At 69.8% G+C, this 11,694-nt stretch carries 10 protein-coding genes; 5 read left to right on the forward strand and 5 right to left on the reverse strand.

The annotated features are described in order from the left end of the window. Positions 1-45: 45 nt before the first annotated feature. The 4 genes from NM1_RS10910 to NM1_RS10925 all read left to right on the forward strand — a co-directional run bounded on the left by NM1_RS10910 (position 46) and on the right by NM1_RS10925 (position 4,900). On the forward strand, positions 46-429 hold the full coding sequence (locus NM1_RS10910; protein ID WP_068017636.1) for a nuclear transport factor 2 family protein: 384 nt from the start codon (positions 46-48) through the stop codon (positions 427-429). 64 nt (positions 430-493) lie between these two features. After that, on the forward strand, positions 494-3,724 hold the full coding sequence (locus NM1_RS10915; RefSeq protein WP_169814240.1) for an AAA family ATPase: 3,231 nt from the start codon (positions 494-496) through the stop codon (positions 3,722-3,724). A gap of 79 nt (positions 3,725-3,803) precedes the next feature. Next, positions 3,804-4,454: an MBL fold metallo-hydrolase gene (locus NM1_RS10920; RefSeq protein ID WP_068017642.1), complete on the forward strand. Its 651-nt coding sequence runs from the start codon at positions 3,804-3,806 to the stop codon at positions 4,452-4,454. Positions 4,455-4,600: 146 nt separating this feature from the next. Continuing rightward, a complete protein-coding gene (locus NM1_RS10925) occupies positions 4,601-4,900 on the forward strand; it encodes a hypothetical protein (protein WP_068017645.1) in 300 nt (99 codons plus the stop codon). 13 nt (positions 4,901-4,913) lie between these two features. On the opposite strand, the gene NM1_RS10930 is transcribed toward NM1_RS10925, so the two are convergent. Genes NM1_RS10930 through NM1_RS10945 form a run of 4 tightly spaced genes read right to left on the reverse strand, consistent with a single transcriptional unit; the run spans position 4,914 to position 8,285 of the window. After that, positions 4,914-5,690, reverse strand: a complete 777-nt coding sequence (locus NM1_RS10930) for a glutamine amidotransferase (RefSeq protein ID WP_068017648.1) — start codon at positions 5,688-5,690, stop codon at positions 4,914-4,916. 41 nt (positions 5,691-5,731) lie between these two features. After that, positions 5,732-6,598 carry a metal ABC transporter permease gene (locus tag NM1_RS10935; protein ID WP_068017651.1) on the reverse strand — a complete coding sequence of 289 codons (867 nt, stop codon included), beginning with the start codon at positions 6,596-6,598 and terminating at the stop codon, positions 5,732-5,734. 2 nt (positions 6,599-6,600) lie between these two features. Further along, the gene (locus NM1_RS10940; protein ID WP_068017653.1) at positions 6,601-7,350 is read right to left on the reverse strand and encodes a metal ABC transporter ATP-binding protein; all 750 of its coding nucleotides are present in this window, start codon (positions 7,348-7,350) and stop codon (positions 6,601-6,603) included. Next, positions 7,347-8,285 (reverse strand): metal ABC transporter substrate-binding protein, encoded by a 939-nt coding sequence (locus tag NM1_RS10945; protein WP_084519395.1) that lies wholly within the window; start codon positions 8,283-8,285, stop codon positions 7,347-7,349. The genes NM1_RS10940 and NM1_RS10945 overlap by 4 nt, the downstream gene beginning before the upstream one ends. 397 nt (positions 8,286-8,682) lie before the next feature. Between NM1_RS10945 and NM1_RS10950 the strand changes: the two genes are divergently transcribed. Next, a complete protein-coding gene (locus NM1_RS10950; protein ID WP_084519397.1) occupies positions 8,683-10,284 on the forward strand; it encodes an ArnT family glycosyltransferase in 1,602 nt (533 codons plus the stop codon). Positions 10,285-10,645: 361 nt separating this feature from the next. On the opposite strand, the gene NM1_RS10955 is transcribed toward NM1_RS10950, so the two are convergent. Then, positions 10,646-11,694: alpha/beta hydrolase (locus tag NM1_RS10955; RefSeq protein WP_307719311.1), on the reverse strand; the 1,049-nt coding region annotated here is incomplete at its 5' end.

Consider the following 11,694-nt stretch of genomic DNA (forward strand, 5'->3'; position numbering starts at 1 on the left):
TGCAACGGGCGGTGGTGTTCCCATGGCTCCGACTACCATCGGGTGATGGGCGACGATGTATCGACGGCCGAAGTTCGCAAGGTCGCGCTCGACTGGGCGGCGGCCATGATCGCCAACGATGCCGGACGGATCGGGGCGTTCATGGCCGAGGACTGGGTGATGGTGTCGGCCACGGGAATTGCCACCAGGGAGCAGTTCCTGGCACTGGTGGAGTCCGGCGCCCTGACCCATTCGGCGATGGCGGAAGCGACCGAACCCCGGATCCGGATCTACGGCGATTTCGCCGTCTACACCGCGCGTGTCACCAATACCGCGCATTACCGCGGCGACCGATTCGACGCCGACGAGTGGACCACCGACGTCTTCGCGCATCGTGACGGCCGGTGGCGGTGCGTGACATCCCACATCACCGCCGCCGCACCCGGCTGACCGGCCCGGGTACGGTGGATTCCGATATGTCCACTTGTCACTCTGTACTTCCGGTCGGGCGGCCGTGGCGCTGATCGGGCGTGAACACGTTGCCGGACAGTTGCGAGATGCGCTGCGGCGCACCACGAGCCACGGCGGGCTGGTACTCGTCTCCGGCGAGGCGGGTATCGGGAAAACGACGCTTGTCACCGAGGTGGTGGGCGAGTTCGACGCGGAGTGCGCCCTGGTGCTCACGGCGACGGCGTGGAGCGGGGACGGGGCGCCCGGGTTCTGGCCGTGGGTGCAGGTGCTGCGCGGGCTGCGCCGGGCGGCCACGCCGGACCAGTGGGCCGCGCTCGACGCTGCGGCGGGCAATGCGCTGTCGGTCCTGATCGGCGACACCGCGGCGGGCGAGGACGGCGCGAACCTGTTCCGGATCGGCGATGCGGTGACCGAGGCCCTGGTGGCGGCGTGCGCGCGGCGGCCGGTGATCGTGGTGATCGACGATCTGCACCGGGCGGATCCGGCGTCGGTCGGAGTGCTGGCGTTCGTCGCCCGGCACACCTGGTTCGAGCGGCTGACCCTGGTGGCCGCGCTGCGCGACAACGAGGTCGCCGCGCCCGCGCATCCGCTGCACGACGCGATCACGGAACTGCGGCACACGGCGCGCAGCATCGATCTCACCGGCCTCGAGGTCGACGAGATCGGCGAATTGGCCGCCGCCGCAACGGGTCACCGGCCACCGGATGCCGTAGTCCGGATGTTGCACTCGCTGACCGGTGGCAATCCGTTCGCCGCCGAGGAGGCCGCGCGGCTGTGGCATGCGGGCACCCGATTCGACGAGGGACCGGAGGAGTCGGACGGCGAATATTCCGGTGCGACATCGGATCCCGCAGTACACCACATCCTCGACACCCGTTTGGCCCTCCTGCCGGACAGCGTCGTGGACCTGCTCACCACGGCCGCCCTGCTGGGCGGTGAATTCGATTCCGCCGTCCTCGCCGCCGTCACCGCGGCACTCGCGATTCCCGAACCAGCCGCCACGGCGACGCCGGTCCTGAACCTCGATGCTGCCGGTTCGGCCGACGCGCTCCCGGTTTCCGGTCGGGTCGGTCCGGGGCAGGTGACCTCGGCGCTCGCGTCGGCCGTCGGTGCGCGCCTGATCGCGCCCGTGGGTGGAAACCGGTATCGGTTCACGCACGATCTGATTCGCGAGGCGCTGGCTCAGCGCGTGGATGCGGCGCAGGCGCGCCGACGGCACGCCGCAATCGTCGCGGTCTTGCGCTCGAGCGATACCGCGCCCGGTGCCGTCGCCCAGCACGCGTATCTGGCCGCGGACGCCGTCGCGGCGGACGAGCGGATTCGCTTGCTGCTCACCGCCGCTCGCGATGCCACCGGCAGGCTGGCGGCGGGTGAGGCGGCGCAGCACTACCGGCGCGCGGCGGCGCTCGTCCGGCCCGGGGACGCCCGGCGGCGCGGGGACATAACCCTTGGATTAGCGCACGCCCTCACGGATGCGGGAGAACTCGACGATGCCCGGCACGCCTTCGAGTCGCTGCTGGACGACGCCGGGTACTCGGGCGACCCGGAGCTGTACGCGCAGTCCGTCCTCGGCCTCAACGAATTGGGTATCGCGAATGTCGAATTCGATGCCGACCGCGAGATCGAGCGCATCGAACGCGCACACCGCTTGTTGCTCGGCGAGCACTCCGACGCTTACCCGCTCGGTGTGCGGCTGCGCGCCGCGGCGCTGCGGGTCGGTGTGCATACCGGCCGCTCGCGATCGCCGGAGCAAGCGAAGCGCACCGCTGTCGAGAGTCGCGAGGTGTTGCGGCTGGCACGGGAGTCCGGGGACGACGACGCGTTGGCGGCGAGCCTGCTGACCCGGCACGACGCGATCTGGCGGCCGGGTACGGCCGCGGACCGGTTGACACTGGCCAATGAGCTGGTCACCGTGGGAAACCGGTTGCGCCGCGAGGAGGTTCACCTCACCGGGGCGCTGCTGCGCTGCGCCGCGCTGCTGGAGCTGGGCGATCCACGGGCGCACGCGGAGCTGGCGGCGTTCACCCTGCGGGCCGACCGTTCCCGGCTGCCGCGGTTCCGGTTCGTGGCACTGTCGCGGACCGGCGCGCTGGCGCTGCTGACCGGGCGATTCGATCAGGCTCGGGCGGATATCGACGGCGCGTGCACGCTGGCGGAGCGTCTGGGGGAGGTCGACCGGTGGCCGCTGTGGCTGGAGCAGCGGTGGGCGCTGGCGGTGCAGACCGGCGACATCGACGGGGCCGCGGAGTTCGTCGACCGCTATTACACGATGGCGGGCTCGTACACGGCGGTGACCGATGTCGTCACCTCCGCCCTGCGCGGCGATCTCGAGCGGGTTCGATTGCGGCTCGGCGATGTGCAGCACCTGTACGACGAGTATCCCCGCCATTTCCACGCCGGGGTTCTGGTGGCGCAGGCGCACGCGGCGCTCGCACTCGACGAGCCCGGTCTGCGGGCGATGGTGCGCGAGCGCCTGACTTCGCTGCGCGACTACTGGGCGGTGGTGGCGGGCGGTGGCGTCGTCTACGGTCCGTACGCGTACTGGCTGGGTCGGCTGGCGGCCGCGGCGGGCGAACAGGATTGTGCCGCCGAGGATTTGCGCGCGGCTGCCGATAGCGCCCGCAGGATGCGGGCGTGGCCGTGGGTCGAGGCGGCGGAGCGCCAGCTGCGGCTGCTGGCCCACGGCAATCCGGCATCGGCGGCGGTAGCGGCGGAGGGCCCGGTGCCCGGGAACGTCTTCCGGCGCGACGGCGCGGTGTGGACGATCGAGTTCGCCGGTCGCACCGTACATCTGCCCGATGCCAAGGGGCTGCGCGACCTGCATCTGCTGCTGTCGCATCCGGAACACGACATCCCCTCGCTCGAGCTCCTCGGCACCCCGGGCGATCCCGCGCTGCGCGCCGCCGGATCCCTCGGCGCCGCACCGGTTCTCGACGCGGAGGCCAAGGCGTCCTATCACCGCCGCCTCACCACCCTGGATGCGGAGATCGACCGGGCCGTCGCGCTCGGAGCCGACGACCGCGCCGCCGATCTGGATCGCGAGCGGGCCGCGCTGCTGTCCGAACTGCGCGGCGCCGCGGGCCTGGCGGGGCGCACCCGCCGCCTGGGCGATGATGCCGAACGCGCCCGCAAGACCGTATCCGCCCGGGTCCGCGACTCCCTGCGCCGTCTGGACCGCGAGCATCCCGAACTGGCGGAGCATCTGCGCGCGGCGGTCTCCCTCGGCGTGCTGTGCCGCTACCACCCGCACCGCGAGGTCAGCTGGGCGCTGTGATCCGGGTCTCCTTTCCGCCGGATCCAGCGCCGCGAGATCGGATCTCGCGCCTTCGGGGTAGGAGCGAAAGGAGCACACCATGAAGCAGCTCGCCGAGAATCTGTGGGAGACCGAGACCGAGAGCCCGTTCCCGGGGCTGACGACCCGCGCCTACCTGTGGACGCGCCCCGAGGGGAATGTGCTGTTCTACAACACCACCCATGCCGCGGAGCTGGACCGCATGCAGGAGCTGGGCGGGATCGCGGATCAGTACCTGAGCCACCAGGACGAGATCACCCCGACGCTGGCCACCATCCGGGAACGGTTCGGCGCGAAACTGCACATCCACAAGGGCGACGCCGAGCACGTCACCCAGACGACGGTCGACGACCCGTTCGACTCCCGCCACACCGCGCCCGCGGGGTTCGAGGTGATTCCCACGCCCGGCCACACTCCGGGCAGCGCGTGCTACCTCGCCACCATTTCCGGGAAAACGTATCTGTTCACCGGCGACACTCTGGTCCGCAACCCCGAAGGGAAGTGGTGGGCCGGTTTCCTGGAGGGTCACAGCGACCGCGAGACCCTGCTCGGCTCGCTGACCGTGCTGGCGGATCTGACCCCCGATGTCGTGGTCTCCAGCGCGTTCATGGGCGATTCGGGGGTCACCGAACTGGGTGATCGCGTGTGGTCGGAGTGCGTGGCCCAGGCTCGCGCGCCCCTCGCCGCGGGCGAGACGCCGGAGTGGGGATAGTCGGCGCAGCAACGCCGGGAGAAACGTCCTGACCGGGGGCGATGAGATCAATTTCCGTTGTTTGGTTTCGGAGTCCGTGTGTTGGCTACCCGGGAGAGAACGCACTGCCGACCGAGACTCCCACGACAGCGGGAAGGAACCCGACAATGCTGATGCTCACCCCCACCGCCATCGACGTCGTACGAACGATCACCTCCGCGGAGGGCACACCGCAGGGCGCAGGCCTGCGGATCTTCACCGACGACGGCGCCGAGACGCTGCAGTTGGCGCTGGCCGCGGAGCCGGCCGAACAGGACCAGGTGGTGACCGCGGAGGGTTCCCGGATCTTCCTGGACCAGCAGGCCGCCGCCTTCCTGGACGACAAGATCCTCGACGCCGGGGTCGACGGCAACGGTCAGAGCAGCTTCGTCCTGGGCACCCAGGACGGCGACGCCCCGACCGCGTGATCGGGCCGCCCGCCTAGGTCTCGTCTGCGACGGGGCCGGGTGTGGCGGTCGCGGCCCGCCCGCAGTAGCGGGTGATGAACCGGTGCAGGATCTCGCCCGGCACCGGAACAGATTCGCGATGCCCGAGGGCGATCAGGTAGTCGGCCTCTTCGGGATCGAAATACCCTGCGTGCCGGTAGGTTTCGATGCGCAGGGCCAATCCGTCGCCGTCCAGTTCCGGATGGAACTGGGTGGCGTACACATGTGCGCCGACCCGGACCATCTGCACCGGGCATCCGGCGGACCGTGCCAGCAGGACCGCGCCGGGCGGAACCTCCTGGCAGGATTCCTTGTGTCCGACGAACGCGCGGAATTCCTGCGGGAGGTTCCGCAGCAGCGGGTCGTGTGCCGCCGCGGCGGTCAGCTCTATCGTCTGCGCGCCGGCGGTCTCGGCGTAGCGTTCCTTGCTCACCGTGCCGCCGAGTACGTCCGCCAGCATGCCCAGGCCGTAGCAGGCGCCAAGGTAGGGGAAGTCCCGCCGGACGATCTCGGTGACCAGCTTCCGCAGGATCGGCTCGAATTTCTGCTGGTAGTCGTATTTCTGGTCGTCGGGGTTGCTGATGTTGCTGGGACCGCCGCCGACGATGACGGCCGAGTAGTCGTCCAGTTCCACATCGGGCATGCCCCGGTCCATCTGGATCCGCACCAGCGAGCCCACATCCATCTCGGCGATGCGCACGATGGCGTGGTATTCGTCGTCGGCGGCCGATCGCTCGGGCCGCAACTGCAGCAGCAGGCAGGGCTTGGGCATGAACTCGATTGTGCGACATGGTTGCCACCGGAGTCGCAGGACTACGCGGCGACCGCCCGGCGCCGTGCCGCGGCGATCGCCTTGCCGACGACTCCTTGGCGGGGCGCGAACAGATAGACCGCGGTGAACACGGCGCCCTGCACGACGACCACCATCCCGCCCGGTGCGGTGTCGAGGTGGTAGCTGAGGTACAGCCCGGTGACCGAGCAGGCCGCGGATATCGTCGGGGCGATCAGCAGCATCCGGCCGAACCGGTCGGTGAGCAGGTACGCGGTCGCGCCGGGGATGATGAGCATGGCGACGACCAGGATCACCCCGACCGCCTGCAGGGCGAGTACCGCGGTGAGGGCCAGCAGTCCGAGCAGGGCGGTGCCCAGCAGCCGCGGCCGCAGCCCGATCGCGTGCGCGTGGGTGGGGTCGAAGGCGTAGAGCACGAAGTCGCGTCGCTTCGTGATCAGCGCGGCCAGCACGATCGCGGCCAGCACCACGACCTGGATCAGCTCGGACCGGCTCACCCCGAGCAGATTGCCGAAGATGATGTGGTTGAGGTCGGTCTGGCTCGGCGTCACCGAGACCAGCACCAGCCCGGCGGCGAACAGCGTGGTGAACACGATGCCGATGGCGGCGTCCTCCTTGACCCGGCTGGTGTTGCGGACGACGCCGATCAGCGCCACGGCCAGGAATCCGAAGACGACCGCACCGACCGCGAACGGCGCGCCCACGATGTAGGCGAGCACGACTCCGGGCAGTACGGCATGCGAGACCGCGTCACCCATCAGCGACCAGCCGATCAGCACCAGCCAGCACGACAGCACCGCGCACACCACGGCGGTGACGATGCTGGTGATCAGTGCCCGGGTCATGAAGTCGTAGGACAGCGGATCGAGCAGGAGTTCGGTGGGGCTCATGGTCATCCGGCCTTCCGCAGCGCGTCGCGGTCGAGCACGTCCATGCCGAACGCGCGCGCGAGATTCTCCGGGCGCAGCACGTCTTGCGGGTCGCCTTGGGCGAGCACGGTGCGCATCAGCAGGATCGCCTGGTCGGCGAGGCCGGGGAGTGCGTGCAGGTCGTGGGTGGAGATCAGGACGGTGGCGCCGGCGGCAGCGAGTTCGCGCAGCAGGGCGGTGAGGGTGGCCTCCGAGCGCTTGTCGACTCCGGCGAACGGCTCGTCGAGCAGCAGGATCGTTGCACCCTGTGCCAGTCCGCGCGCCACGAACGCGCGCTTGCGCTGCCCGCCGGACAGGCGGCCGATCTGGCGGTCGGCGAGGTCGGTGAGCTCGACCCGCTCCAAGGCGCGATCGACGGCGTCGCGGTCGGCGCGGCGGGGGCGGCGCGTCCAGCCCATATGCCCGTATCGGCCGGTCATCACCACGTCGCGGACCGAGAGCGGGAAGTTCCAGTCGACGTCCTCGCTCTGCGGAACGTATCCGAGTGCGCCGGATCGGCGGGCGGCGGCGGGCGGGCCGCCGTCGATGCGGACGGTGCCGCGGTCGGGCTGGACCAGGCCCATGATCGCCTTGAACAGCGTGGATTTCCCCGACCCGTTCATCCCGACCAGCCCGCAGATGCATCCGGCGGGCACGGTGATCTCGACGCGGTCCAGGGCGAGTACGTCGCCGTAGTGGACGGTGACGCCGTCGACGGCGATCGCGGGGGTCACGGCCGCCGCCCGGTGAGCGCGGCACTGATCGTGGTGGCGTCGTGGCGGAGCAGGTCCAGGTAGGTGGGCACCGGGCCGCCCGCTTCCGACAGCGAGTCGACGTAGAGGGTGCCGCCGAACCGGGCGCCGCTGGCCTCGACCACCCGCTGCATCGGCGCGTCGGAGACGGTGGATTCGCAGAAGACGGCGGGCACCCGGTTGGCGCGGACGAATTCGATGGCCGACGCGATCTGCTGCGGGGTGGCCTGCTGTTCGGCGTTGACGGCCCAGATGTATTTCTCGCCGAGCCCGGCGTCGCGGGCCAGGTAGGAGAAGGCGCCCTCGCAGGTGACCAGGGCGCGCTCGTTGGGCGGCAGTGCCGACAGCGTGGCGATCAGGTCGGTGTGCACCTGCTGCAACTGTGCCTTGTATGCCTCGCCGTTGGTGCGGAAGTCGGCGGCGTGCGCGGGGTCCAGGTCGCCGAATGCGCGCACCATGTTGTCGACGTAGGTCTGCACGTTCAGTGGCGACATCCAGGCGTGTGGGTTCGGTTTGCCCTGGTAGGCGTCTTCGCCGATCGCGATGGGCGCCACGCCGTCGCTGACGACCACGTGTTCGGCGTCGGCGTCGGCGACGAACTGCGCGAACCAGGCCTCCAGGTTCAGCCCGTTGTCGAGGATGAGGTCGGCCTGCGCCGCCTTGCGGATATCGCCCGGGGTGGGTTCGTAGCCGTGGATTTCCGCGCCCGCCTTGGTGATCGACTCGACGGTGAGATGGTCGCCGGCGACGTTGCGCGCGATATCGGCGAGCACGGTGAAGGTGGTCAGTACCACCGGTTCGTCGTTTCGGGAGCCGAGGTCGCCGCAGGCGGTGAGTGCGACGGCGGTGCATGCGGCGATCGCCGCGGCGACGGCGCGCAGGGGAGGACGCGCCGAGCGGTGGAGCCAAACCTTCATGCACCGGAATGATAAGTTCGGCAACCCTAACTTTCAAGTCCCGGCAAAACGAACAGACCGGTCAGGTGCGGGAGAGTCGGTAGGTCCGCGCCGTGCACGAACGCTATTCGCACCATGATCCGACATCGTGGTGGTGTACGTTCACAGCCGATCCGGTAAACCGCTTGTGCGGTTGGGGAGTATTCGATTCAGCCTGTTCGCCGACGGCCTCGTAATGGATACCATCGACGCGATCCGGCCGGGCCGCGAAATGCACTACGGCCGTGGAGAAATCCGCACCGCACGGCCGGGAAATCGGCGCATCATGCGACATCGGCGTCCTCGACCGCCGGGCTGAGGTGTCGCTGTTCCGTTGCGGCACAACAGCTCTCGCTGGCCGAAATCGGGGAGGTATTCGATGCCGGAAATTGCTGTCGCCGCATCTCGAATTCGAGGCGCGGCGCTGACCATCGGCTCCGAGGTGCGCCGTTCGAATAACGAACCGGCAGCGGATGTCCCGCCTTTCGCCTGGCGCACGGTATCGGCCGTCGCTGCCCTCGCCGGAGTATTGTTTCTCACCAGGCTGGGCCGTTACGAATTCGGTGGCGACGAACTGTATTTCATTGCGGCCGGCCATCACCCGGCGCCGAGCTATGCCGACCAGGGACCGGTGGTGCCGCTGCTGGCGGCCCTGGCCGATACGGTCGCTCCCGGTTCGACGGTGGCGCTGCGGTTGCCCGCGCTCGCGATGACGATCGCCGCGATTGTGCTCAGCGCCCTGCTCGCCCGGGAATTCGGCGGTGGTCGGCTCGCGCAGACGCTGGCCGCGGCGGCCTACGCCACCACGCCGCTGGCGGTGATGCAGTCGGCCATGCTCTCCACGTTCGGCGTCGACGTGACGCTGACCGCGCTGGTGTCGTGGCTGCTGATCCGCTGGGTGCGCACCCGCCGCGATCACCTGCTGGTGTTCGCGGGAGTGGTTGTGGCCGTGGACTTCCAGGTGAAATGGCTGATCCCGATGGTGTGGGCCGGACTGGCGGTGGGGGTGCTCGTCTTCGGTCCGCGCGAGATGCTGCGGCGCCCGGCCTGGTGGGCCGGATCCGCGATTCCGGTTGCCTCGGCCGTTCCGATGCTGTGGTGGCAGCACCGCAACGGCTGGCCGCAGCTGTCGATGGGCGCGGTGGTCCGCGACGAGCAGCTGGCGACCAGCGGCCTGGCGAATATGCCGGTGCAGATCGTCATGGTGACCGGTGTGCTGGGGCTGTTGCTGGTGGCGGGAATGTGGGCGGGGCTGCGCTGGGATCGGTTGCGGCCCTATCGTTTCGTGATTCCGGTGATCGCGATCGGGCTGGTCGGCATCGTGGGCGGTGGGCTGCGTCCGTACTTCGTCGGCGGGGCGTTTCCCGGATTGTTCGCGGCCGGGGCGGTATATCTGGCCGATCGCGGGCTCAGCCGCCGGGCCTGGGCCGCCGGGGGCGGACTGCTGGCGCTGGCCACCGCACTGTGCGTCGCGGTCACGGTGATGCTGCCGCTGCCGATCTCTCGGCTGCACACACCCACCGACCGGTATTCCCAGCTCGACTCACGCAGCCGCTATTTCGGCCCGAGCGGCTGGGACGGCCTGGTCGACACGGTGGCGGACGCCTACCGCAAGGTGCCGCCCGACCAGCGCCCGGGCCTGGTGATCATCACCCAGAACTATTGGCAGGCAGCGGCATTGGACCACGCCGCACCCGCCGACCTACCCGACGTCTACAGCCCCAACCGCGGCTACGGATTCTTCGGCCCCCCACCGGACACCGCGACAAGCGTCCTCTACGTCGGCGTCGACGGCCCGAGCGAGGCCCTGCAAACCCGCTTCACCGAACAAACCGCCATCGCCCGCATCGACGAGCCTCTCGGCTTCCCGAGCGTGGACCGCGGAGTCACCATCTGGCACTGCCGCTTCCCCTCCCACCCCTGGTCGCAAGCCTGGCCCGAAATCCGCACCCTCCCCCTCGTCGACGGCACAACCCGCTGACACCCGTCGCCACCCCGCCGTCGTGCACCGCCCACCACCGACCGCATCCTCGTTCCTGAAGCCACCCGCCACCCCTCCGACCTCCAATCTCAGCCCGCGAGCTAGGCGGGCCCGGCTTCCAATCTCAGCCAGTGAGGTAAGCGGGCCCGGCTTCCAACCTCAGCCACTCAGTAGGCGGCCCGGCTTCCAACCTCAGCCACTCAGTAGGCGGCCCGGCTTCCGGCCTCAGCCACTCAGTAGGCGGCCCAGCTTCCGGCCTCAGCGCACTCAGTTGGCGGCCTGGCTTCTTCCTTCATTTCCCGTCGTCGCGGCCCCTAGGGCCGCGACGACGGGATCCCCCACACCCACCCCACGAACCCCATCACTCACCGAGCGCCGCACTCAGTACCGGCCACGACTTGTGCAGGTCCTGCTCCCAATACCCCCACGAATGCGTACCGCTGGACCGCAGATCGAACGTGGCGGGAATATCCAACTCCCGCAACCGGTCTCGCAGCTGCTGCGTGCAGCGGGCGGCCACGGCGTCCAGTATCCCGCCGATGACGAGCTGGTCGATCAGCTTCACCGGATTGGCGTGGATTCCGGGCCCGCCCAGGGTGTCCAGCGGCCCTGGCGCACCGTTGCCGGACGCGACGTAAACAGTGGTGCCGCGCAGGCCGGCGGCATTGAGATAGGGGTCGTTGGCGGCCCAGGCCGGATCGCCGGGCGGCCCCCACATGTTGAGGATATTGCCTTGGCGGCCGGTGACGATGGCGTCGACCATGACCTGTCCCATCGGATCGCTGGTGCGCACGCAGCCGCTGTAGGAAGCGATGGCGCGGTAGAGCCCGGGCTCGGCCAGGGCCAGCTGAAATACCGAGGTGCTGGCCATGGACAGCCCCGCGATGGCGTTGGCGCCGCTGCCGTGGAAGGCCGAGTCGATCACGGGGGGCAGTTCGCGGGTGAGGAAGGTGGTCCAGCGCTGCCGGCCGTGCACGGGGTCGTCGGCGCGCCAGTCGGTGAAGAAGCTGCCCGCACCGCCGATCGGGATCACGACGTTGACCTGTTGTCCGGCAAAGAATTCCGCGACGTCGGTCTTGGTGAGCCAGTTGCTGCCGTCGCGCCAGTTGCCGGTATCGGTGCCGCCGTCGACGCCGTTGAGCAGATACAGCGTCGGCGCGGGTTTCGAAATATCCGCTGCCGGAAGGATTTCCACCGACAGCGGTCGTCCCATGGCGGCGGAGTGCACGGTCAGGTCGACGACCCGGCCGGGCCCCTGGGCCGCGGTGAGCAGGCGCGAGCCGTTGGCGGAGGGCTGGGCGGCGGCCATGGCGTGGACGGGAACCGGGATGTCGGGTCCCCAGACGGGTTCGGCGGCGGCCGTGCCGGTCGAGGCGGCCAGCGCCGCGGCGAGCGCCAGCGCGGCGAGGT

The organism is Nocardia mexicana NBRC 108244, assembly GCF_001613165.1.
Classification (GTDB): Bacteria; Actinomycetota; Actinomycetes; order Mycobacteriales; family Mycobacteriaceae; genus Nocardia; species Nocardia mexicana.

Bases quoted from the DNA above. Each gene is read 5' to 3' on its own strand.
- NM1_RS10910 (WP_068017636.1), top strand. From the start codon at position 46: ATGGGCGACGATGTATCGACGGCCGAAGTTCGCAAGGTCGCGCTCGAC.
- NM1_RS10920 (WP_068017642.1), top strand. From the start codon at position 3,804: ATGAAGCAGCTCGCCGAGAATCTGTGGGAGACCGAGACCGAGAGCCCG.
- NM1_RS10925 (WP_068017645.1), top strand. From the start codon at position 4,601: ATGCTGATGCTCACCCCCACCGCCATCGACGTCGTACGAACGATCACC.
- NM1_RS10930 (WP_068017648.1), bottom strand. From the start codon at position 5,690: ATGCCCAAGCCCTGCCTGCTGCTGCAGTTGCGGCCCGAGCGATCGGCC.
- NM1_RS10935 (WP_068017651.1), bottom strand. From the start codon at position 6,598: ATGAGCCCCACCGAACTCCTGCTCGATCCGCTGTCCTACGACTTCATG.
- NM1_RS10945 (WP_084519395.1), bottom strand. From the start codon at position 8,285: ATGAAGGTTTGGCTCCACCGCTCGGCGCGTCCTCCCCTGCGCGCCGTC.
- NM1_RS10950 (WP_084519397.1), top strand. From the start codon at position 8,683: ATGCCGGAAATTGCTGTCGCCGCATCTCGAATTCGAGGCGCGGCGCTG.